General features: G+C 63.4%; 21 protein-coding genes and 1 other RNA gene. 8 read left to right on the top strand and 14 right to left on the bottom strand.

Features of this window, described 5'->3' with window-relative positions; translation table 11 throughout:
• Positions 1–29: 29 nt before the first annotated feature.
• On the top strand, positions 30–152 hold the full coding sequence (locus BMG00_RS17850; protein WP_273067671.1) for a hypothetical protein: 123 nt from the start codon (positions 30–32) through the stop codon (positions 150–152).
• Positions 153–315: 163 nt separating this feature from the next.
• Here the strand turns inward: BMG00_RS17850 and BMG00_RS01325 are convergent, their stop codons facing one another.
• Entirely contained in the window at positions 316–744 is a 429-nt protein-coding gene (locus tag BMG00_RS01325; protein ID WP_078573164.1) for an iron-sulfur cluster assembly scaffold protein, read from the bottom strand.
• 61 nt (positions 745–805) lie between these two features.
• Here BMG00_RS01325 and hisI point away from each other — a divergent pair, with 61 nt between their 5' ends.
• Entirely contained in the window at positions 806–1,168 is a 363-nt protein-coding gene (gene hisI / locus BMG00_RS01320) for a phosphoribosyl-AMP cyclohydrolase (RefSeq protein WP_078527844.1), read from the top strand.
• A gap of 26 nt (positions 1,169–1,194) precedes the next feature.
• On the opposite strand, the gene gluQRS is transcribed toward hisI, so the two are convergent.
• From gluQRS to ssrA, 10 genes are all read right to left on the bottom strand, one after another.
• Positions 1,195–2,046 carry a tRNA glutamyl-Q(34) synthetase GluQRS gene (gene gluQRS / locus BMG00_RS01315; protein ID WP_078573163.1) on the bottom strand — a complete coding sequence of 284 codons (852 nt, stop codon included), beginning with the start codon at positions 2,044–2,046 and terminating at the stop codon, positions 1,195–1,197.
• Between the two features lies 1 nt (position 2,047).
• Positions 2,048–3,388 (bottom strand): methylenetetrahydrofolate--tRNA-(uracil(54)-C(5))-methyltransferase (FADH(2)-oxidizing) TrmFO, encoded by a 1,341-nt coding sequence (gene trmFO / locus BMG00_RS01310; RefSeq protein WP_078573162.1) that lies wholly within the window; start codon positions 3,386–3,388, stop codon positions 2,048–2,050.
• A gap of 39 nt (positions 3,389–3,427) precedes the next feature.
• Positions 3,428–3,832 carry a DoxX family protein gene (locus BMG00_RS01305; RefSeq protein WP_078573161.1) on the bottom strand — a complete coding sequence of 135 codons (405 nt, stop codon included), beginning with the start codon at positions 3,830–3,832 and terminating at the stop codon, positions 3,428–3,430.
• 109 nt (positions 3,833–3,941) lie between these two features.
• Complete coding sequence (locus BMG00_RS01300) at positions 3,942–4,526, bottom strand: hypothetical protein (RefSeq protein WP_078573160.1); 585 nt, start codon at positions 4,524–4,526, stop codon at positions 3,942–3,944.
• 781 nt (positions 4,527–5,307) lie between these two features.
• On the bottom strand, positions 5,308–5,439 hold the full coding sequence (locus BMG00_RS17845) for a hypothetical protein (protein ID WP_281251057.1): 132 nt from the start codon (positions 5,437–5,439) through the stop codon (positions 5,308–5,310).
• A 178-nt stretch (positions 5,440–5,617) separates the two neighbouring features.
• Positions 5,618–8,404, bottom strand: coding sequence for a DNA gyrase subunit A (gyrA, locus tag BMG00_RS01290; protein ID WP_078573158.1), 2,787 nt, complete (start codon positions 8,402–8,404; stop codon positions 5,618–5,620).
• A 189-nt stretch (positions 8,405–8,593) separates the two neighbouring features.
• Positions 8,594–9,988 carry a class II fumarate hydratase gene (gene fumC / locus BMG00_RS01285; RefSeq protein WP_078527834.1) on the bottom strand — a complete coding sequence of 465 codons (1,395 nt, stop codon included), beginning with the start codon at positions 9,986–9,988 and terminating at the stop codon, positions 8,594–8,596.
• Between the two features lie 249 nt (positions 9,989–10,237).
• Entirely contained in the window at positions 10,238–10,699 is a 462-nt protein-coding gene (locus tag BMG00_RS01280; protein ID WP_078527832.1) for an SspB family protein, read from the bottom strand.
• 266 nt (positions 10,700–10,965) lie between these two features.
• Complete coding sequence (locus BMG00_RS01275; protein ID WP_078527830.1) at positions 10,966–11,391, bottom strand: nuclear transport factor 2 family protein; 426 nt, start codon at positions 11,389–11,391, stop codon at positions 10,966–10,968.
• A gap of 106 nt (positions 11,392–11,497) precedes the next feature.
• Positions 11,498–11,852, bottom strand: a transfer-messenger RNA (tmRNA) gene (ssrA, locus tag BMG00_RS01270).
• Positions 11,853–11,932: 80 nt separating this feature from the next.
• Between ssrA and BMG00_RS01265 the strand changes: the two genes are divergently transcribed.
• The 3 genes from BMG00_RS01265 to BMG00_RS01255 are packed head-to-tail and all read left to right on the top strand — an operon-like array spanning position 11,933 to position 15,611.
• On the top strand, positions 11,933–13,453 hold the full coding sequence (locus BMG00_RS01265; protein WP_158521662.1) for a glycosyltransferase: 1,521 nt from the start codon (positions 11,933–11,935) through the stop codon (positions 13,451–13,453).
• Complete coding sequence (locus tag BMG00_RS01260; RefSeq protein WP_078573156.1) at positions 13,450–14,601, top strand: glycosyltransferase; 1,152 nt, start codon at positions 13,450–13,452, stop codon at positions 14,599–14,601. The genes BMG00_RS01265 and BMG00_RS01260 overlap by 4 nt, the downstream gene beginning before the upstream one ends.
• Entirely contained in the window at positions 14,598–15,611 is a 1,014-nt protein-coding gene (locus BMG00_RS01255) for a sulfotransferase family 2 domain-containing protein (protein ID WP_078573155.1), read from the top strand. The genes BMG00_RS01260 and BMG00_RS01255 overlap by 4 nt, the downstream gene beginning before the upstream one ends.
• Here BMG00_RS01255 and BMG00_RS01250 read toward each other — a convergent pair.
• On the bottom strand, positions 15,608–16,789 hold the full coding sequence (locus BMG00_RS01250) for a hypothetical protein (protein WP_078573154.1): 1,182 nt from the start codon (positions 16,787–16,789) through the stop codon (positions 15,608–15,610). The genes BMG00_RS01255 and BMG00_RS01250 overlap by 4 nt on opposite strands.
• A 106-nt stretch (positions 16,790–16,895) precedes the next feature.
• Positions 16,896–17,948 (bottom strand): ABC transporter substrate-binding protein, encoded by a 1,053-nt coding sequence (locus BMG00_RS01245; protein WP_093469857.1) that lies wholly within the window; start codon positions 17,946–17,948, stop codon positions 16,896–16,898.
• Between the two features lie 209 nt (positions 17,949–18,157).
• On the opposite strand from BMG00_RS01245, the gene BMG00_RS01240 reads away from it, so the two are divergent.
• The 3 genes from BMG00_RS01240 (at position 18,158) to BMG00_RS01230 (ending at position 22,157) form a co-directional block, all read left to right on the top strand.
• A complete protein-coding gene (locus BMG00_RS01240; RefSeq protein ID WP_078573153.1) occupies positions 18,158–19,570 on the top strand; it encodes a cryptochrome/photolyase family protein in 1,413 nt (470 codons plus the stop codon).
• Between the two features lie 154 nt (positions 19,571–19,724).
• Positions 19,725–21,143 carry a mannose-1-phosphate guanylyltransferase/mannose-6-phosphate isomerase gene (locus BMG00_RS01235; protein WP_078573152.1) on the top strand — a complete coding sequence of 473 codons (1,419 nt, stop codon included), beginning with the start codon at positions 19,725–19,727 and terminating at the stop codon, positions 21,141–21,143.
• Between the two features lie 108 nt (positions 21,144–21,251).
• Positions 21,252–22,157 (top strand): glycosyltransferase family 92 protein, encoded by a 906-nt coding sequence (locus BMG00_RS01230; protein WP_078573151.1) that lies wholly within the window; start codon positions 21,252–21,254, stop codon positions 22,155–22,157.
• Here BMG00_RS01230 and BMG00_RS01225 read toward each other — a convergent pair.
• Positions 22,154–22,966, bottom strand: a complete 813-nt coding sequence (locus BMG00_RS01225; RefSeq protein WP_078573150.1) for a glycosyl transferase — start codon at positions 22,964–22,966, stop codon at positions 22,154–22,156. The genes BMG00_RS01230 and BMG00_RS01225 overlap by 4 nt on opposite strands.
• Positions 22,967–22,974: the final 8 nt, after the last annotated feature.

Raw genomic sequence — 22,974 nt, 5'->3', positions numbered from 1 at the left:
ATAAGCAACACGGGTGAAGGAGATGCCAGATGGCCAAGGAAATCAAAGATATTCTCGACCGTAATCACGGCACGCTTCTGATTGACGCGATCGGTGGCATCACGATCTGCGCGAGCTTCGTCATCGCGCTCTGGCTGCCGGGGATGTTCTGATCCCGACCTGATTTTTACCTACTGCCTCGCGCTTTTTGGCCGCCGCACCTGTCCCAAACCTGCGGCACCGCCTGTCCCAAGGCCCGCCTGTCCGGAAGCGCTTCCTTAGCCGCCGCTCTTACGAGTGGCGGCTTTTTTTATCATGCAGAGGGTTACGAGAGGCTTAACAGCTCTCAAGCGCTTCGAGTGTGGCCTCGGGGGCCAGCAGGATCGAGCCGTGGCGGTTCGGATACTCGCGCGCGGCGGTCAGAACCTCATACTCGCCAAAGGGCGCATCCGGCACCGGCCCGCCCTTGAGCATCGTGGCAAGCTGATCGCGCAGGGTCCGAACTTCGTCTTTCGTGCGCCCGATCACATTTGCCCCGAAGATCGCGGCCGAAGCTTGCCCGAGCGCACAGGCGTGCACGTTCTGGCTATAGCCGGTCACGCGCCCGTCCTTGCAGCTGATCGACACCTCGACCGTCGAGCCGCACAACGGCGCGCGTTTGCGCACGGTCGCATCGGGAGCGGGCAGCGGATCGGTCGCGGGCATGTCGGCTGCCAGCGCGAGGATGCGCTGCGAATAGAGCTTGATCAGATCGGCGTCGCTCATGGCTTTTCCCTTCGGCCCGTCCGGCGTAGATAGGACGTGTGCCCAAGGAAGGAAAGAGCCGATGCCATTCGACCCCGCCAGCCTGAGATATGACGCCAACGGTTTGATCCCCGCGATTGCGCAGGATGCGCTCTCGGGAGATGTCCTGATGATGGCCTGGATGAACGCCGAAAGCGTCGCGCGGACGCTTGAAACGGGTCGTGTAACCTATTGGTCGCGTTCGCGAAACTCATTCTGGGTGAAGGGTGAAACCTCGGGCCATGTGCAGGTGCTGCGCGAGATGCGCGTCGATTGCGACCGCGATTGCCTGCTGGTGCTGGTCGAGCAGGAAGGTCCGGCCTGCCACACGAACCGGCGCTCGTGCTTCTACACCGCGATCCGCGAGGGCGAGGAAGTCGAGATCCTCAGGCCGATGGAGGGCTGAGAGCGGCCCTTCGGGGAGGATATTTGTCACCAAGAGGAAGGGTGTAGACCGACCATTCGGCGGATATCGTCCGGGCTGGCCCCGTCTGCACGGTATTTCGCGATCGCGCGAGCGTCGTCGCGTTTGGCCAGGCGCTTGCCATTGCCATCGCGAATAAGGTCATGATGGCAATAGGCTGGCGTCGGGAGTTCAAGTGTCTTCTGAAGCAGGACATGGATCTGTGTGGCCTCGAAAAGATCCGCGCCTCGGGTGACATGGGTGATCCCCTGGGCCGCGTCGTCGAGCACCACGGCGAGGTGGTAGGACGTGCCCATATCGCGTCGGGCGAGAACCACGTCGCCGACCTTTGCGATCAGATCGGTCCGGCTGATGCGATGCGTACCGCGGTGGAGTTCGCAAATCTCTTCGAACGCGATATCTTGAGCCGCGCGGGCCATGTTCAGGCGTAGGGCGGCGTCAGGGAGGATTTGGCCGGGTTTGCGCGCGCCGCTTTCGCGGCAGGTGCGGGGGTAGATAAGCCCGTCTGGGCCGTAGCTCACGCCTTCCTGCGGGGCGGATATGGCGGCTTCGATGTCGCGGCGCGTGCAGCTGCAGGCAAAGAGGAGATCTCGTTGCCACAGGATATCAAGGACTTCGCGGTAGATGTTGAGGCGTTCGGACTGGCGCAAAACGGGGCCGTCCCAGCTGAGCCCGAGCCAGCGCAGATCGTCATAGATCTGGTCTTCCCAATGCGGACGGGCGCGGCTTTGATCGATATCTTCGATGCGCAGCAGAAACCGGCCGCCCGCCTTGCGCGCCATGTCATGGGCGAGGATCGCGCTATAGGCGTGGCCGAGATGAAGGGGCCCGGTGGGCGATGGCGCGAACCGGGTGATCACCTCAGCTTTGACCTTCAAGCCATTGGGTAAACGAAAATTTAGCGCGATCCGTATAGGCCTTGTAGCGATCCTTGCGGCCGCGCCGCCCGCCTTTGGCGTCGATCGGCGGGAAGAGGCCGAAATTGACGTTCATCGGCTGGAAGGTCTTGGCCTCGGCGCCTCCGGTGATGTGCGTGACAAGCGCGCCCATGGCCGTATCGGGGTCGGGCGGCGGGAGATCGCTGCCTTGCAGCTCCGCGGCCGCCATACGGCCTGCGAGGAGCCCCATCGCGGCGCTTTCCACATAGCCCTCGACCCCGGTGATCTGGCCCGCGAAGCGCAGATTGGGATGCGATTTCAGCCGCATCTGCGCATCAAGAAGTGTCGGCGAGTTGATGAACGTGTTGCGGTGGATGCCGCCGAGACGCGCGAATTTTGCCTGCTTCAGGCCGGGAATCATCCGGAAAACAGAAGCTTGCGCACCATACCTCATCTTGGTTTGAAAGCCGACGATATTGTAGAGCGTGCCGAGCGCATTGTCGCGACGCAGCTGCACGACGGCATAGGCCTTGGTTTGCGGATCATGCGCGTTCGTCAGACCGACCGGCTTCATTGGGCCGTGGCGCAGCGTCTCGCGTCCGCGTTCGGCCATCACCTCGATCGGGAGGCAACCGTCGAAATATCCCGCCGTCTCGCCCTCGTGGAACTCGGTCTTGTCGGCTTCGAGAAGCGCGTCGATGAAGGCCTCGTATTCATCCTTCGTCATCGGACAGTTGATATAGGCAGTGCGTTCTTCTTCCGTCTCGCCCTTGTCGTAGCGCGACTGACGCCAGGCGACGTTCATGTCGATCGTCTCGGCATAGACGATGGGGGCGATGGCGTCGAAGAAGGCGAGGCGTTCTTCGCCACTGGCTTCACGGATCGCTTTGCCCAAGGTTTCGGAGGTCAGAGGACCGGTGGCAAAAATCCAGTGGCCGGTTGAAGGAAGATCCGTAACTTCTTCTTCTACAAAGGAAATATTCTCATGTGCGCGCAACGCTTCGGTCACGGCCTGTGAGAAGGCCTCACGATCCACGGCCAACGCGCCACCCGCCGGAAGGCGATGTTTGCGCGCCATCTCCATGATCAGACCGTTCGCCGCGCCCATCTCCCAATGGAGTTGGCCCACGGCGTTGCGCTCGTCATCGTCGGAGCGGAATGAGTTCGAACAGACCATCTCGGCGAAATTGCCGGTCTGGTGCGCGAAGGTCTCGACCTTGGGCCGCATCTCGTGCAGCACCACGCGGATGCCGGCATTGGCCGCTTGCCAGGCCGCTTCCGAGCCTGCCATGCCACCGCCGACGATATGGAGTTCCTGTGTCATGGCCGCTCATTTAGTGGCCCGCGCGGGAAAAGGGAAGCGTCAGCCTGCACGCCCGAAAAGCGCATCGACCGACCAGCGCCCCGACCCGTGCAGCGCGACATAGAGGTAACCGCCGGTAAGCGCGATATTCTTGAGCAGCATCACCATGTCGGTCGCATGTGCGAAATCTCCGTAATCGATGATGCCGGAGGCGAGGGCGAAACCCGCCATCGCGAGAGCCACAAGCCGCGTCCAGGCGCCGACGAGGAGCAGCAAGCCCGTGCCGATCAGGAACCAGAAGACCGGGCCGGTGAGATAGCCCGAGAGCCCGTCAGCCTCGAGCCGGGCGGAGAATTTCGCGAAATCCATCGCCACATCCATGCCGGCCATCACGAAGAGCGTGGCCATGAGGATCCGGGCGAGAAGTGACAGGAACGGGTCGAGACGCTGGAGAAAATGCTCCATCAGAACACCTTTGCAGTTGGTCCCGCCGAGGTTGCGTCCCGGTGGCGGTGCCCTGTGTTAACGCGGTGGCGCGCGCCCGGCCATGTGACGCAGGCGCGCAGAGTATGGGTCAGTCGAGCGCGAAGGTTCCACGCGCGAAGAGAGTGTCGAGAGGGCGCACAGGCGCGAAGGGTTGATTGCGGATGCCGTGGCCCGTGGCACCGAAGCGCGTGGTCAGCCCGATCACCACGCGGGTTTCGTCTTTTGAGGCGAAGCTGCCGGAGAGGGCCGAGTTCTCGATCCGCGCCGAGACGGTCACCGGCCCGTGGCCAATGCGGTGGGCCAACCCGAGGCTCGCGGTGGTTTCGCGCGCGGAAAAGCTGAACTCGTCGATATCCGTGACCGCGAGGCTCGCGGTGAGCGCGGTGCGCTCGCTCAAGCCATAGCGCGTCGAGAGGCGGGCAAAGACAAAATCATTGCTGCCCGGGCTGACGCTGCCAAGCCCCGCGCGCGCGGAAATGGAGCTACGCGCGCCCACCGCCCAGATCGCCTCGGCGCCGATCGCCCATGACGTCTGGCTTTCGTGGCTGGTATCGCCCAGGGCCGCGAAGACCCCGTATTTGGCGCGCTCGGTCGGCGCCATGTAAAGATGCGCCGCGAGATCGCCGCGCCAGCGCGGCCCCGCGAGAGGCGCCCAGATCGATTTGCAGCCCATGCGCTTCGGTAATCGCGAAATCGGCGTTCAGATCGGCGCGCGTGACGCCGAAATCGCCGGTGCCTTTCTCGAGCGAGAAACGCGCCCCGGTGAAACCGAGCGCACTTTGTGCCGCAGCGATCTGGGGCAGGGCAGAGAGAAGGAGCGCGGCGGGAAGAGCGGCTTTGAACATGGAGGGCACCTCGGCAAATGTGGCAAGGCCGGTCTCCGCCGGCTGCGCGGCCACCTCTGCAGGAGCGGTGCGCGACTGTCTGGAGGCTTTCTCCCAGATCGCGGGGCGTTAAAGAAGGCATAAACTTTACAGAGGGTTAATGCCGTGCGCGTGGGGCGCGTAAGAAAAAGGCCCGGCGCGGGCCGGGCCTTTCGCGAGATCATGAAATCTCAGAAAATGGGGCAGTAATGGAAGAGCTTGCCCGCGTCGCCCTTGCCGAGGCCAATCCGCAGCACGACATTCCCATGTCGAATCCGTCATAGCCCCAGCTTTTGCCATAGCTGTCGGTTTCGCCACGGCCGGCATAGATCTGCACTCGATCTTCCAGCGGCCGGGCGTGTAGAGCGCTTCAAGCCCGAGATGGTTGTAATGCCAGCCATCATATTTTTCATGGGCGCCCATCACGCCAAGGCGCAGGGTCTCGCTCTGCTGCCACAAGCCGTGGATTTGCACGCTGTCGAAATCGTAACTGTCGCAATCGCCCTTGATGAAGCCGTGATTGTTGCCGATCTGAACGCCAAGTTTTGGCGTGAACCAGCCTGCGGCGGTGACGTAGCCTTCCTTGTATTTCTACCCGTCCGGATAGTCGGTGAATTCCAGCTTGCTGTAGGACATGCCGGCTTCGGCGCCTTCGAACTCGAAGGCAAGTGCGCCGCTGGCCGTCGGGCAAAGCAACGCCGCCGCGATCAGTTTCTTGATCATTGTGTCCCCTTTGATCTGTGACAGACGCGAGTTCGTCCCCATTCGCGCACTGCATCCTCAATGGATGTCTTCAGATCGAATGAAAAAGCCCCCGTTCGGCAGGAACGGGGGCTCGAGCATTGGAAACGATCTCGGGTTGTTGCCTTCGGGAAACCGAAATTCCGTTTCCCGGCAGGTTTTATTCCTCGGTCGCAGGCGGGCTCTCGTCGCCGGTTTCCGGCGCTTCCGTGACGTCCAGCTCGTCTTCCTCGTCGCCCTGATCGGCGATCCGAGCGACCGAGACGACATGCTCGCCCTTCGCGGTGTTGAAGACGCGCACGCCCCCGGCCGAGCGCGACCGGAAGGAGATATCCTCTACCGGGCAACGGATCGACTGGCCCGTCGAGGTGGCGAGCATGATCTGATCGCCCATCTCGACCGGGAAGGAGGCCACCAGCGCCCCGCCGCGCATCGCCTTGTCGATCGCGGTGACGCCTTGGCCGCCACGGCCGCGGGTCGGGTAGTCATGCGACGAGCTGATCTTGCCCGAGCCGCCCGCCGTGATCGTGAGGATCAGATCCTCGGCGGCCGACATTTCGGCATAGCGCTCGGGGCTGAGTTGGCCTTCGGTTACGGGTTCTTCGTCCTCGTCGACCTCGTCCTCGGTCACGCCGGCCATCAGGCGGCGCTGCTTGAGATAGGCGGCGCGTTCTTCGGACGTGGCCTCGAAGTGGCGGATCACCGACATCGAGACGACGATATCGTCATCGGCCAGACGGATGCCGCGCACGCCCGTCGAGTCGCGGCCCTTGAAGATGCGGACCTCCGGCACCGGGAAGCGGATCGCACGACCCTTTGCGGTCACCAGCATCACGTCGTCTTCCTCGGTGCACGGACGCACGTTCACGAGGCTCACGCCCTCGGGCAGCTTCATCGCGATCTTGCCGTTGCGCTTGATATTGGTGAAGTCCGAGAGCGCATTGCGGCGCACGGACCCGTCCGAGGTCGCGAAGAAGACCTGGGTGTTTTCCCATTCCTCCTCGGGCGCATCGACCGGCATGATCGCGGCGATGGAGACCCCGGTCGGGATCGGCAGGATATTCACGATCGCCTTGCCCTTGGACTGGCGCGAGCCGAGCGGCAGGCGCCAGCACTTGAGTGAATAGACCATCCCGTCGGTGGTGAAGAACAGAAGCTGCGTGTGGGTGTTGGCGACGAACAGGGTGGTGACCGTGTCGTCATCCTTCAGCGCGCCACCCGAGAGTCCCTTGCCGCCACGCTTCTGGGCGCGGAAATCGGCCAGCGGCGTGCGCTTGATATAGCCGCCCTGGGTGATCGTCACGACCATGTCCTCGCGCTCGATCAAGTCCTCGTCGTCGAGGTCGCCCGCCCAGTCGATGATCTCGGTGCGGCGCGGCACGGCGAAAAGCTCGCGCACCTCGCGCAGCTCGTCCGAGATGATCGCCATGATGCGCTCGCGCGAGGCGAGGATGGCGAGGTAGTCGCGGATCTTCTCGGCCAGTTCGGCCAGTTCATCCGTGACTTCCTTGACGCCGATCTGGGTCAGGCGCTGCAGGCGCAGATCGAGGATCGCGCGGGCCTGCGTTTCCGACAGGTTATAGGTGCCATCGTCGTTCACGGGATGCAGCGGGTCGTCGATCAGGCGCAGATATTCGACGATCTCATGGGCGGGCCAGCGCCGCTCCATCAGCCGGGCGCGCGCCTCAGCGGCATCGGCAGAGCTGCGGATCGTGGCCACAACCTCATCGACATTCGACACCGCAACCGCGAGACCGCAGAGGATGTGGCTGCGCTCGCGTGCTTTGCGCAGCTCGAAGGCGGTGCGACGAGCAACGACTTCCTCGCGGAAGGTAATGAAATAGCTCAAGAACTGGCGAAGCGTCAGCTGTTCGGGGCGGCCACCGTTGAGCGCCAGCATGTTGCAGCCGAAGGAGGTCTGCAGCTGGGTGAAGCGGTAGAGCTGGTTGAGCACCACATCCGGCGTCGCGTCGCGCTTGAGCTCGATCACCACGCGCACGCCCACACGGTCCGACTCGTCGGCGATGTTGGAGATGCCTTCGAGTTTCTTTTCGCGCACGAGATCGGCGATCTTCTCGATCATCGCGGCCTTGTTCACCTGATAGGGGATCTCGTCGACGACGATCGCGTAGCGGTCCTTGCGGATTTCCTCGATCCGGGTCTTGGCGCGGATGATGACCGAGCCGCGCCCTTCGAGGTAAGCCTTGCGCGCGCCGCCCCGGCCCATGATCTGACCGCCCGTGGGGAAGTCGGGGGCGGGGACGATCTCCATGATCGCCTCGTCCGACATGTCCGGGTTTTCGATCAGCGCGAGCGTGGCGTCGACCACCTCGCCAAGGTTATGCGGGGGGATGTTCGTGGCCATGCCGACCGCGATACCGCCCGCGCCATTGACGAGCATGTTCGGGAAGCGCGCGGGAAGAACCGTCGGCTCCTGCTGCTTGCCGTCGTAGTTGTCCTGGAAATCGACCGTATCCTTCTCGATATCGGCGAGAATGTAATTGGCCGGTTTCGCCATGCGCACTTCGGTGTAGCGCATCGCCGCCGCGTTATCGCCATCCATCGAGCCGAAGTTGCCCTGACCATCGAGCAGCGGCAGCGACATCGAGAAGGGCTGCGCCATGCGCACCAAGGCGTCATAGATCGCGGCATCGCCATGCGGGTGATATTGACCCATTACGTCGCCGACCGGGCGCGCCGATTTGCGGTAGGGCTTGTCGAAGGTGTTCCCGGTCTCGTGCATCGCGAAAAGGATGCGCCGGTGAACGGGTTTCAGACCGTCGCGCAGATCGGGAATCGCGCGGCTCACGATCACGCTCATCGCGTAATCGAGATAGGCGGTTTTCATCTCGTCGGCGATGGAAACGGTGGGGCCGAGATAGGTCGGACGCTGAGGCGTCTCCGGGCCGTTTTCTTCGGTTTCCGGCGTTTCAGGGGTGTCGGTCACGCGCGCCTCGAATTCTCTAGATATTGTTGTCGCACTTTATAAAGGCCGCAAGCGGCTGGTGCAATCGTCGATAGGGCAGAAGGTGGACGCGCGTCGCGTCAGGAAGGTTGCGCGGCAGTCAAATCGGGGCGGCGCGAAACGAAAAGGGCGGCCCCGCAGGACCGCCCTTCGCATGATTTCAAGAGAAGATCAGGCCTTCGGGCCGATCATCTGCTCGGGGCGCACTACCTTGTCGAAGGTTTCCGCGTCCACGAAGCCGAGCTTGATCGCCTCTTCCTTCAGCGTCGTCCCGTTCTTGTGCGCGGTCTTGGCGACCTTGGTGGCGTTGTCATAGCCGATGGTCGGCGCGAGCGCGGTGACCAGCATCAGCGACTCGTGCAGCAGCTTTTCGATCCGCGGCTCGTTGGCCTCGATGCCCACCACCATGTTGTCGGTGAAGGCCGAGGCGCTGTCGCCCAGAAGCTGCATGGATTGCAGCACGTTGTAGCTCATCATCGGGTTGTAGACGTTGAGCTCGAAATGGCCCTGCGAGCCCGCGAAACCGACGGCGGCATCGTTGCCCATGACATGGGCGCAGACCATGGTCAGCGCCTCGGCCTGGGTCGGGTTCACCTTGCCGGGCATGATTGACGAGCCCGGCTCGTTTTCCGGCAGGATCAGCTCGCCCAGACCGCAGCGCGGGCCCGAGCCGAGCAGGCGGATGTCATTGGCGATCTTGAAGAGCGAAGCGGCCACGGTCTTCAGCGCGCCCGAGAACATCACCATCGCGTCATGGGCGGCGAGCGCTTCGAACTTGTTCGGCGCGGTGACGAAGGGCAGGCCGGTGATCTCAGCCATGTTCGCGGCGACCGTCTCGGCCCAGCCGACTTGGGTGTTCAGACCGGTGCCGACGGCGGTGCCGCCCTGGGCCAGCTCGTAGATGTCGCCAAGGCAGGCTTCGATGCGCTCGATACCTTTCTTGACCTGATGCGCGTAGCCCGAGAATTCCTGGCCCAGCGTCAGGGGCGTCGCATCCTGCGTATGGGTGCGGCCGATCTTGATGATATCCTTGAAGGCCTCGGATTTGGCCTCGAGCGCGGCGTGCAGCTTGCGCAGACCGGGCAGAAGAACGTCGCGCGCCTGCATCGCGATGCCGACATGCATCGCGGTCGGGAAGGTGTCGTTCGAGGACTGGCCCATGTTGCAGTGATCGTTGGGGTGGACCGGGTCTTTCGTGCCCATCACGCCGCCCAGGATCTCGATCGCGCGGTTGCCGATCACCTCGTTGGCGTTCATGTTCGACTGGGTGCCCGAGCCGGTCTGCCAGACGACGAGCGGGAAGTTGTCGTCGAACTTGCCCTCGATCACTTCGCCGGCGGCCTCGATGATCGCATCGGCGATCTTCGCGTCGAGCTTGCCCTGAGCCTTGTTGGCCATCGCGCAGGCTTTCTTGATCACACCGAGCGCGCGGATGATCGGGACGGGCTGGCGCTCCCAGCCGATCGGGAAGTTCAGGATCGAGCGCTGCGTCTGCGCGCCCCAATATTTGTCGGCGGGAACTTCGAGCGGGCCGAAGCTGTCAGTCTCGGTGCGGGTCGCGGTCATCGGTGGGCCTCCAATAAGCAACATGGTCGCGCAGGTCATAGGACGATGGCGGGGATTCTGCAATCGGTATGCGAAGGTATACGGGAGCTATGCGGGCCGATCTCCGCATGGGCTGTAAGCGAGGGCAGCCGCAGGGTGATCCTTGTGCGGGGCGGGGGCGCGGTCGCACGCTGGCCTGCGCTTGAATGGCGCAGCAGGATCGCGCCGAGCGCGACACCCAAGAGGGACGTCGGCGCCTTGATCGATCAGTTATTTGCGGAACTTGTCGAGGCTGACCACTTCGGCCTCGCCACGCGGCGCGGTCTCCTCGGGTTCGTCCTCATCCTCGAAGTCGTCCTCTTCTTCGTCGTCTTCGTAATCCTGCGTCTCGAAACGCAGGCCGAACTCGACGGAAGGGTCGACGAAGGTGGTGATCGCATCGAAGGGCACGACCAGCGGTTCGGGCGAATTGCCGAAATTGAGGGTGATCGAGAATTCATCCTCGCCGACCTCGAGATTGTCGTACCAGTGCTGGATCACGATGGTCATCTCTTCGGGATAACGCTCACGCAGCCAGTCAGCGAGTTCGGCATCGGGATGGCGGGTGTCGAAGGTGATGAAGAAGTGATGCTCGCCCGGTAGACCGTTTGCCGCGATGTCGCGCAGCACGGTCTGAATGAGCCCGCGCATCGCGTCGTGCATCAGGTTCCCGTAATCGATCGATCGCGTCATGGCCCATCCCTCTCGTCTTCCGGTCAGCATAGGGGATTCGCCGGAAGAGAAAAGGGGGGTGAGCGGCGGTCCGGGGCGCGCCTCGACGCGAAAAACCTTCAAGGCGAATTCCGTGACCGGTTTGGTCCTCAGCGCAGAGGCGGACTTTGGCGTCGGGGCCGCGCAGGTTCGGTCATACCGGGTTCCGAGGGCCCCGAACGGCCCTGCATTCGGGCCCGCGCCCGTGTAATCCCGGGGCTGACGGCCGACACCTCAGTGGTCGCGACCTACACGAAACTTTCGCCCGACAAGCACAATGCGACCGTGTCTCGCGGCATCACGCCCAGAGCTTCGAACAGCGCCACCACGTCGAAATTGTTATAGGCTTCCACGATCTTTTCGCCCGCGAAACGCATCGAGAGCTGCCCGGTAAAACAGGCAGACTGCCCGGTCTGGGAGGAACGCCCTTCGATCCGCAGCAAGAGCCAGAGCCAGTCCGAGGTCTCGAACTGGCGCAGAATGGTGATCTCGATGTCTTTGAGATGCGCGCGCAGCGCGGGCACGAGTTCGTGAAATTCCTCCGGGCGCAATTCGAGCCCGGGCATCAACCCGTTGGCCTGCGCGCTGTCTTCGAACAACGCATCAATCCGGTCGAGTTCTCCCTTGCCCCAGACGGCATTCAACCAGGTTTCGATCCTCTCGCGTCGGGACATGCGCCACTCCTTTCCTGCACGGCTCGCAGGATCGTCGCAACGCAAGCTTGCAGATCGGTTAACGCCGATCGCATTTCGCGAATTATTCGGGAAACAGAGTGGGGAAGGTGCAGGATTCTGTTGCAAGGCTCCTGCGGGCCCCGCCTTACGCTGCTAAGCGCAAGGAGTTAGGTTTCGGTTACCCGAGCTGCTTACGCAGCCAGAGCGACCGGAGCACGGTTGTCGTTGGCAACTGTACGTTTTGCACCGATAACGGTGGTAGCTCACCGGGACAAAGCAAACCCCTTTAGACGTTCGTCGATCCTGTTTCGGCCCCATGTGCCCCCAACGAGGGAGTTTTGGTGGAGCCGCCGGGTACCGCCCCCGGGTCCGATCCGCTTATTACGAGCGCGTTTATGTCCATAGTCCCCGAGATCGGGAACAAGGCGAATATAGGCGGGGTGCGGGCGGGCTTCAAGGTATCGATCGCGTTGAGCGCTTTGTTAACCAATGCGGGTCTATCACCGAGTCGAGGTCAAGGAATGACCGGCGAGGATGGATGATGACCGAAAAGACGATCCTGATCGACCTGACGACGAGCTACGCGTTCCGGCACTGGAAACCGATGGGCATTCTGCGCGTCGAGCATGAGGTCTGGCGCGCCTTTCGCATGCGCTTCGGGGCGCGCGTCTGCGGCGTGATTTATGACGCCTCACGCGACGGGTTCTATCGCATTCCGCAAGAGATCTTCGACGAGCTGATCTTTCGCAACGGCTGCCATCCGGTCGCACCCGCGCGCGCCGAAAGCGCGCGCACCCGCTTGGGCAGCTGGGCGCGGATCGGGCGGTTTCTATGGCGCGCTCAACGCAGTCGCAAACGGTTTCGCGGCACTGACGAGACGGCGCGGTCTGCGCGTGAAGGGGCGATTGCTGGCGAGTTGCTGCGGCTGAGCGCGGAGGAATACGCACGGATGCGCCGCGCTCTGGTCGCGCTGGAACGGATCCACCCGGCGCTTTCCGCCCGGATCCAGCAGCTCGATGCGCTCAACCATAGGGCCCATTACGGGCTTATCCGCACCGTCCACGAAGAAATCTGCACCGACGAGAACCGGATCGATCCCCGCAACGTTGGCGATTATGTCTCGGCGGGCGGGTTCTGGTCGGATGATCGCTATCGTTGCGCCTACTGGATGCGCGCCACTCATGGCTGGCGGTTGCGCTACTATGTCCACGATCTCATTCCGGTGCTCTGGGGACATCTGGCCGAGCCGACAACGCGCAAGACCTATCCGCCCGCCCTGCACTGGATGCTCTGGGGCGTCGATCAGGTCTGGACGAATTCCGAGACGACCCGGCGCGACCTGCTCGACCACGCGCAGGCGCATGGATATCCCGCGCTTGATCCCGCGCTGGTCGCACCGGTCCTTCTCGGGGCGGATGCCGCACGCGGAGCGGGCGAGGATACGACCCGTGCCGGGATCTTCGCCCATCGTCAGCTGGAGCCGGGACGGTTCGTGCTGATGGTCGGCACGCAGGAGCCGCGCAAGAATTACGATTTCGTCTACAGGCTGTGGCGCGCGCTGAACGAGCGCCATCCGGGCGAGGTGATGCCGCTGGTCTGGGTCGGTCAGCCCGGCTGGTCGATCGGGCCGCTGCTCGAGATGGTGCGCAACGATACAGGGCTGCCCCATGGGGCGATCCGGATCCTCTCGGATGTCGAAGATGCCGAACTGGCCGAGCTTTACCGCGCCTGCCGCTTCACGATCTATGCTTCGCATTACGAAGGGTGGGGGCTACCGGTGGTCGAAGCGCTCTCGCATGGCAAACCCTGCCTGAGCTCGGATGCGCCCGCGCTGATCGAAGCGGGCGGCGGCGCGTCCGAGCCGATCGGGCTTTTCGAGGGAGAGCGCTGGCTGGCGCGCTGCCACGCCCTGATGACAGATGAGGCTGCCTATGCTGGCGCGCTGGCACGCGCAGCACGGTTTCGGGCGCGCAGCTGGACGGCGTTTCGCAACGATCTCACTGCCAGTTTCGAGGCGTCCGAAAGCGAGGCCGGGGGTCTTTTGACGGAGGATGCCGCATGAAGATCGCAGCCTTCGGTCATTACCCGATCCACCGCCCCCTGCATGGCGGGCAGCGCCGGGTTGCCGCGATTGCGGCTCAGGCGCGCGCGGCGGACCATGTCTTTCGTTATGTGCCGGTCTATTCCACGCGCGGTTATCCCGACGGCTCGCCGGACGAGCGCAAGACCGCCGTGTCCGAGGCCTTGCTTGCCCGGATGCATGATCCGCAGCGGCGCGAGGATCTGCATCTGGCGCAAACGCTTGCCGGTGATCCGCTGGTCGAACGCCTCCTTGATGACTTGCGCCGCTTTGCTCCCGATGCGGTTCAGTTCGAACACCCGTGGCTCTATCCGCTTTTCGCCGAGGCGCTGGCATGTGATCCCGCGTTGCGCGGCGCGAAGCTGATCTATTCCGCCCATAACGTCGAGGCCGATCTGATCGACCCGCGCTGGCGTGCGGAGGCGCTGGCGCTCGAACGCGACCTTGTCACCCGCGCCGATCTGGTGATCGCGGTCAGCACCGAGGATGCGCGGGTCTTCGACGGCTGGCGCGATTACGGGAAACGGCCCTGCATCGTCGCTCCGAACGGCTGCTGGCCGCCCGATCTGTCCGCCGCGCCAGCTGCGCCGCTCGAGGGGGCTTTCGCGCTTGTCGTCGGCTCTGCCCATCCACCCAATGCGACCGGCTATTGGGAAAGCTTTGGTGAGATCCCCGGCTTCCTTTCACCGGGTTCGCGCCTCGCGATCGCGGGGGGCATGAACGACCTGATCACCGGCGATGACCGCTTCCAGCGCTACCAGCGGATGAACGCGGAATTCGTTGCTACGCTCGGGGCCGTGGATGAAGAGGTTTTGAGCGCCTTGCTGCACCACGCGAAAGTCATCTGCCTGCCGATCACCGAAGGGGGTGGCACAAATCTCAAGACCGCCGAGGCGCTGATGTGGCGCAAGCCGGTGGTTGCGATGCGTCCGGCGCTGCGCGGTTACGAAGAGGCCGAAGCGATGAGCGGCGTCTATGTCGCCGATGACCCGAAGCAATTCCGCACCCTGCTGCGCGATGCGATGACCGGAACGCTCGTCTCGCGGCGCACTGTGGCCGAGACCGCGCGCTATGGCTGGCCTGCGCAACTCGCCCCCATGATTACCCGTTACGAGAGTGTCCTGACATGAAAGACCTTCCCCAGATGCCCCGGGGCGATTTCGCCGATCCGGGTTTCGAGGCGCGCGCGCCAGCAAGCCCTGAAGTGATCGACGCGCTGTTTCGGGCCTGGCTCGGACGGCCTGCGAAAGAGGGAGCGCAAGCGGCTTTGAAAGACCGCAATGCGACTGTTGCCCAGGTCGAGCGCGAGTTGCGCGGATCGCGGGAATATCAGGGCAAGGCGCGGCTCCTGCGCGATCAGGATCGCACGCAATATGACGGGGCGATGCTCTATGTCGCGCCCGCGCGGGTGATGTTCTGCCCGATCGCGAAAGTGGCGAACACTTCGGTGAAGGACTGGGCGCTTCGGCTCTCGGGGGACGGGCGGCCGAATCCGGGCATGTCGCATTACTGGCTCGATTCCGGGCAGAACAAGATGCAGGCGCGCCATTGGGCTTTCGCGCTGCGCGACCGGGTGGCGCGCGATCCCGATTGGGTCTCGGTGGCGCTGCTGCGCGATCCGGTCGACCGGTTGGTGAGCTGCTATTGCGACAAGTTCGGCCGCAATCGCGCGCAGGATCCGGTGCTCCATCACACCCGCGCGGTCTATGCTTTCTTCAACGGAGGAAAGGAGCCGGATGCGGAGACGGTCGCGCGCGGCCTCAGTTTCCGGCAGTTCTGTTTCTACATCAACGCCACCGCGCGCGAGGTGCAGGATTCACATTGGGCGGCGCAGTGGAGCTATCTTCAGAACCGTCGCTGGGACCGGCTCTTCGCGCTCGAGAAGATCGAGAGTTTCGAGGCGTTCCTGCGCGACCGTCTGCCGCCCGCGCTGCGCGAAATCGGGCTGGGGATGACCAATGCGGTGGAAAAGGCGACGAAGCCGCCCGTCCGCGACCTCTCCGAGGCCTTGCCCGGGGAATGGCTGGGCGAGCGCAACCCACCCTATGCGGCCTTTCTGACCGAGGACATTCGCGGCTTCATCGGCGATTATTACGCGCTCGATTTCCAGCTTCACCAGAAGGCGCGGGCTGAAAGTTAATCCCCTTCGGCGGGGGTGCCGAGGAGGGTGATCACCACTCCCAGAGCCGCAAGCGCCCAGAAGCCGTAGCTTCGCGCTCCCTCGCTCCGCAGGGCGGCAAGGGCCGCCTGAAGCGCGTAATACGCGGCGAAGGCACGCGAGGCATAGGCAATGATGGAAAACAGGTCGGCCGACCACGTCAGGGCGATCCCGGCGCTCGTAAGCACGAGATAGGCTGCCTTGGGCGCGATCTTGCCCCGGGAGAATTCCGAGATCAGCCCGCCTGCGCCCCCGGTATCGGCAACCGCTGCCGAGAATTGCGCCGCCAGCGCCGCGGCAACCAGCATGGCGGGCAGGATCGGCGCGACGACGCGCATCACGTCGATGATCGAGGTCTCGGTCAGCTTGTGCGCATCGGGGGTGAAGAGGTAGGCGAGCAACGCGATGTAAACCATGTAGATCGCGGTGGAGAGCATTTGCGCCCATTTCATCGCCGCGATCCGCGTGGGCGCGTCATAACTTTTGCCCAGATAGCGCGCTGTCTCGAAGCCCTGAACCGTGACGATCAGCCCGAACATCAGGCGCAGCGCATCCCAGGGGGGCAGCGTCGGCGGATCGATGATCAGCGCACCTGCGACGGCTTTCTGGGAGAAATAGACCGCAAGCCCCAGAAGCAACCCCGCGATGATCGCAAGCTTGATCGCGACGGAGCCGTATTCCATCCGCTCGAGCGCGCGAAAGCCGCCCGCAAAGCCTGCAACCGCGACGACGGCAAGCATGACCGTCGTGACGCTCTTCGCCGCCACTGGCGAGTTCCACGGCGTGAGCGAGACCGCGAACGCCCCGAAAAGATTGAGGTAATAGGCGACAGAGATCACATAGGCGAAGGCGAGGGAGAGCTGGGCGAAGTCTTCGAGACGGGCGATTATCCGCGTGTCGGGCTGTTGCTCGATCGCGATATTGGCGCGCACTGCCGAACCGAAGAGCCAACCCGCGAGACACAGGCCCGCCATCGCGACAGGCGCCATCGCTCCGAACCGGGCCTCGAGAATGGGGCCGAGAACCAGAAAGCCCGAGCCGATGATCGAGGCGAGGGGCGTAACCATCGCGCGCCAGCGGGGACGGTTGCGCAGCTGGGGCAGGAACATCGCGCCAAGCACGAGAAGGGCCGAAAGAAAAATCGCAAGATCAAGGAGCATCGGTTCGGGAGTCGCAGGAGGAATTTGCGACACTTACCATTGTTGGTCCCGGAAAAAAGGGCCGCGGTCTGCCGCGGCCCTTTGAATGGCTGAAATCAGGCGCCGATCAGAAGCCGGCCTTGATTTTCTCGAACTCCGCCAGTTGCTTCTCGCGCAGTTCGGGCGCGTTCGGCGTCTGGGCGAGGATCGGCGCGTTGATCGGGGTCAGGCCCGCAGTCACGAGTTCTTCTTCCGGCACGAGCTTCATCGCCTCGACATTGGTGTGGCCATAGCCGATCTCGTCGACGAGGACCGGGCCTGCCTCGGGGCGGGTCCAGGCGTTGATGAAGTCATAGAGCTTGTCTTCCGAGCCGGGGCCGTCCTTGAGGTTCACGAAACCGCAGAACCAGGTCGAGGAGCCCTCTTTCGCTTCGCGCTGGAAGGCGACCGGGTAGTTGTCGTCCTGCAGGTAGGCCACGCCGTCATTCCACGACCAGGCCACCAGAACCTCGCCCGAGGCCATCAGCTGCGCCTGCTGCGAGGGATCGGTCCAGTAGCTTTGCACGTTCTTGTTGGCCTCGCGCAGCCAGGCGGCGGCGGCCTGGAATTGCTCGTCGGTCACCTCGGTCCAGTCGGTCACGCCGGTCGCGAGATAGGCCAGCGCCCAGACGTCATCCGAGCTGTCGGGCAGCGAGGTGCGCCCGGCATATTTCGGGTTCACGAACACGTCGAGGCTGGCCACGTCTTCGGCCGGAACCTTTTCGGGGTTATAGGCGATCGCAGTCGCGCCCCAGTCGGTGGGGATGTACCAGACGTTCTTGTCGTCATCGACGAAGATCTTCGAATTCAGGAACTTGGGGTCGATATTCTTGTATTGCGGGATCTTCGAGACGTCCCAGGGCTCGATCAGGCCGGCATCCTTGTATTTCGAGATCATTTGCGAGCACGGATGCGCCGTGTCGGCTTTGAAACCCGAAGCGAGCTTCTGATAGGCCTCGTCATCGTCGCCGAAGAAGGCATAGGTCGGGCTGTCGCCGTATTTGTCGATATAGGGCTGGAACAGGCCCGGAACCTCGAAGCCCGCCCAGTCGAACACGGTCAGGTCGGGATCGGCGGCGCGTACCGGTGTGCTCAGCGCGGCGACGGCGATACCGGCCAGAAGAAGTGCAGATTTTTTCATCACGTATTCCCTGTTGGATGTCATTGTTTTGTGAGAACGCTAGAGCGGGAGTTTCGCCCTCGCAAGAGGCATTTGCGTGATCGCTAGGCAGAATTGATCGCGTATCGCTCACGTGTGATGCCGCTTCGGTGTGCGCTGGTGAAATTTTGGGCGCGAGTGAACCGGAGCGGGATGCGCGCGTAGTTTGTGGAAAGATTTTGGAGGCAAGCATGCGCGAAACACCGGTCCTGCTGTGGCTACGACGCGATTTTCGGTTCCACGACAACGCGGCAATGGCGGCGGCGGCGACGTCGGGCGGGCCGGTGATCCCCGTCTTCATCCATGACGCGCAGGTCGAAGCGCTGGGAGCGGCGGCGAAATGGCGGCTCGGGCTCGCGATCGAGAGTTTTGCGAGGGCGCTCGAAGAGAAGGGCTCGCGGCTGGTCTTGCGTCAGGGTAAACCTCTCACGGTGCTGCGCGCGCTGATCGAGGAGACGGGGGCAGGAGCGGTGCACTGGTCGCGCCTCTACGACAAGCCCGGACGCGATCGCGACACGGAGGTGAAATCGGCCCTCAAGGCGGACGGGATCGAGGTCGAGAGCCATCCGGGCCATCTGCTTTTCGAACCCTGGACAGTCGAGACGGGGCAGGGCGAGCCCTACAAGGTCTATTCCCCGTACTGGCGCGCGGTGAAGGGTCGCGAGATTGCGCCCGAGATTGGGACGGTGTCTGAGCTTCGCGCGCCAAGCAGTTGGCCTATAAGCGAAAAGCTCGGGGATTGGAGCATGGGGGCAGCCATGCGCCGAGGCGCGGCGGTGGTGGCCGAGCATGTCCATGTCGGAGAGAAAACCGCCCGGGCGCGGCTTTCGGCATTCCTGCGCGACCATATCGGACATTACAAATCCGAGCGTGATTTCCCTGCGTCCGGGGCGACTTCGGGCCTGTCCGAAAACCTCACCTATGGCGAGATTTCCCCGCGCACGATCTGGCATGCGGGTTATCGGCACATGGAAGAAGGCGCGCAGGGCGCCGAGCATTTCCTCAAGGAACTCGTCTGGCGCGAATTCGCCTGGCATCTCTTTTACCACTGGCCGGACATGGCCTCCCGGAACTGGCGGGAGGAATGGAACGGTTTCGACTGGCGGCCCGACAACAGCGATGCCGAGGCGTGGCGGCGCGGGATGACCGGCGAGCCTTTCGTCGATGCCGCGATGCGCGAGATGTATGTGACCGGGACAATGCATAACCGCGCGCGCATGATCGTGGCCTCGTATCTCACCAAGCACCTGATGACCGATTGGCGGGTCGGGCTGCGCTGGTTCGAAGAGTGCCTGACCGACTGGGATCCGGCTTCGAACGCTATGGGCTGGCAATGGGTGGCAGGGCCGGGCCCGGATGCCGCGCCCTATTTCCGCGTCTTCAATCCTGCGACGCAGGCAGAGAAATTCGACCCCGATCAGCGCTATCGCCGCGATTTCATCGCCGAAGGTCGCGCCCGTCCGACGAAAACGGCGCTGTCCTATTTCGACGCGGTGCCAGAAAGCTGGGCGCTGTCACCGAATGCGCCCTATCCCGATCCGATCGTCGATCTGAAGGATGGCCGCGAGCGCGCGCTCGAGGCCTATCAGCGTCACAAGGGGTAAGCGCGCCGGTCGTCTCGTGCGGCAGCGAGCCTCTTTCCGCGCAACCGGGGCGGAAATAGTGTGTCGGCAAAACGCGTTAACGTAGCGTTAGGGATGCGTATGCCAGTCTTCGAAACGGGCGCAGAAGGCGCTCGCGCGATGACGGGAGGCGCTTTTGATCACACCGATTCTCTTGGCGGGTGGGTCCGGAACCCGGCTCTGGCCGCTCTCGCGACGCTCCTACCCCAAACAATTCACGCCGATGATCGGGGAGGAGACACTGTTTCAGGCCAGCGCGCGCAGGCTCTCCGGCGCCGGGTTCGCGGATCCCGTCATACTGACCAATGCCGAATTCCGTTTCATCGTGACGGAGCAACTTTCGGCGATCGGGCAGGAGCCGGGGGCGGTTCTACTCGAACCCGCGGGGCGCAACACCGCGCCCGCGATTCTCGCGGCCGCGCTCTGGCTGGCGCAAGACGATCCCGATGCTCTGATGCTGGTTTCGCCGTCCGATCATGTCATCCCCGACGCGGAAGCCTTCCATAAGGCAGTTGCATCCGGCGTTCCCGCCGCGCGGAACGGCAAGCTCGTGACCTTCGGCGTCACGCCCGATCGGCCCGAGACAGGATATGGCTATCTCGAACTTGTCGAGGATGCACGGGCGCAAGGCGGCCCGATCCCGTTGCGGCGCTTCGTTGAAAAACCCGATGCGGTCAGCGCGCAACGCATGTGTGAAAGCGGCCGACACCTTTGGAATGCTGGGATTTTTCTGTTCAGCGCGAAAGCGATCGTCGCGGCCTTCGAACAGTTTGCGCCCCAACTGCTGGCACCGGTGACGGATGCGGTGGCGCGGGCACGCGCCGATCTGGGTTTCCTGCGCCTCGATCCCACCGCCTGGGCGGAGGCCGAGGAGATTTCGATCGATTACGCGGTGATGGAAAAGTCGCCCGATCTGGTCGTCGTGCCTTTCGCCGGTGGCTGGTCCGATCTTGGCGATTGGGAGGCGGTTCGGCGCAGCCTTCCGGGCGGACGTGAGGGGGTTGCGCTTTCGGGAGCGGCCACGGCGATCGACTGCCGTGACAGCCTTCTGCGCTCGGAAGATAGCGGGCTCGAGATCGTCGGGATAGGGCTCGAAGGCATCATCGCGATCGCCATGCCCGATGCGGTGCTCGTCGCCGATCGCTCGCGCAGCCAGGATGTGAAACAGGCGGTCAGCGCGCTCAAGGCGCGCAATGCCGGACAGGCGACGACCTTCCCGCGCGATCACCGTCCCTGGGGCTGGTTCGAAAGCCTCGTCACGGGAGATCGCTTTCAGGTGAAGCGGATCGTGGTGAATCCTGGCGCCGCCCTGTCGCTGCAAAGCCACCATCATCGGGCCGAGCACTGGATCGTCGTGCAGGGAACCGCGAAGGTGACGGTGGATGATCATGTGAATCTGGTGACCGAGAACGAGTCCATTTACATTCCGCTCGGGGCTGTCCACCGCATGGAAAATCCCGGCAAGGTTCCTCTGACATTGATCGAGGTGCAGACCGGCATCTATCTCGGTGAGGATGACATCATCCGCTACGAGGATGTCTACGCGCGCGCCTGAGTGGCAAAATCCCCGCCCGCTTATGGCGGCACGCGCCGCGCCGCGCTATAGGAAGGCCTGAGGGATATCCGTCGGGCCGATGCGGGCCCGCGAAGGAAGGGGCGCGCGATGCTGCGAAAACTGCTCAGCCGGGCGAAGATCTCGAAACTGGGCTTGCGCACGCCGCAGCCTGCACCCGGCCGTCATGGCGTTGCCATCGCAGCGATCGTGCGCAACGAGGCGCGCTACATCGAGGAATGGGCGCGGTTTCATCACGCGGTCGGTGTGCGTCATTTCGTGATCTATGACGACGCGAGCACCGATGCCACGCGGGACATCCTGCGCGATGTGCTTGCGCCCGAAGCGCTCACGATCATCCCTTGGGCGCAGCGGCTGAGCGACATCCGTCTGGGCCGGGAAATTCATAACCAGGTGCTCGCCTATGCCCATGCGGCCGGAAATTTCGGGTCTGAATTCCGCTGGATGGCCTTTGTCGATGTCGACGAGTTCCTCGTGCCCACCGCCTCGAACAGCCTTGTGCAGTCACTCGAGCCGCTCGGCGACATACCGAATGTCTCGCTCCCCTGGCATATGTTCGGCTTTTCCGGCCATGAGACCGCCCCCGACGGAGGGGTGCTCGCGAATTACCTGATGCGCGTGCGCGATCCGATGAGCGACGCCCCCGGGATCCGTGCCTTCAAGATGCTCGTCGATCCCTGTCGGCTGACCGCAGTTCGGGTGCACTCGATGGAAAGTGACGCAAGCAGCGAGACCTGGAATGACGCGGGGGTGAAGGCCACGCTCGAGGCGCGTGAAAAGCCGGGGTTCTATTCGACGCAGGCCGTGCAGCTCAATCATTATTACACGCGCTCGAAGGCCGATCTCGAGGCGAAGATCGCGCGTGGGCCGAACCTCGTCGCAAAGACCGATCAATATCGGCGCAAGGTCATGCGCACGGTCAACAGCATCGAGGCCGAGACGGTCGAGGATCTGCGCGCCCGCGATCTGGCGCGCCGGCTCGGGCTGATCGATTAGGGCTTCTTGCGCCAGGCGTCCTCGACCCATTTGGTGGGCCAAAGGAAGTGGCGCAGGTGCCGGAACAGGCTGCCCTCGCGTTCGCCGCGCAGGCCCGCCTTGAGATGCTCCCAAGGGCTCATGTGGCTTGTGCGGTTGTTCCAGCGTCCCGCGATCGCGTCGGGCGGATTGAGCGCCCCGGGGAAGATCACGACTTTGGTGCCCTCGGGCAGTTTGGGTGGCGCGAAGAAATTGATCGGAAACAGTCGAATGCAGTGCCACTTGAAGGTGGCGATCCAGCCTCTCGGCCAGAATTTGACCCCGCCCGGAGTGCGGCGCGTGACGAAGCGTTGCTCGAAGACATATTTCTCGGCCGTGCCCTGCGGATCGGCGAGAAACTCTTCGCGCAGCGGCGCCAGTTTTCCGATCGGAAAGCGATAGAGCGAGGTTTGGCCCAGCCGCTCGAACGGGGTGTTGGGGTTGCGGGTGAGGATCACGTCATCGGGCGATCCATGTTCGAACATCGCGTCGAGATTGCCCGTCACGACGACATCGAGATCGAGAAACAGGACCGGCCCCGACAGCCCGCCGAGATCCGCGCGCCAGAGCCGGGACTTGCCCCAGATCCCCTGGCGCACCTTCGGCATGTCGCAGCCGAGATCGGGCAGCTCCATAGCTGTGATGCCCGGATCGAGCCCTTCGAACGTGTCGGTGAAACAGTAGAAATCGAAGGGCGGCGTGATGTTGCGGGCGACCATCGCGTAAAGGCGGTTGACGTAATCCACGCCGTATTTCTCGCCCCAACGGATGCAGATGACTTGTTTTTTCATGTCGCGCC

Origin of the sequence: Thioclava marina (assembly GCF_002020135.1) — a bacterium.
Classification (GTDB): Bacteria; Pseudomonadota; Alphaproteobacteria; order Rhodobacterales; family Rhodobacteraceae; genus Thioclava; species Thioclava marina.
The sequence above is the reverse complement of the archived record's forward strand: the minus strand, read 5'-3'. Positions and strand labels throughout refer to the sequence as shown.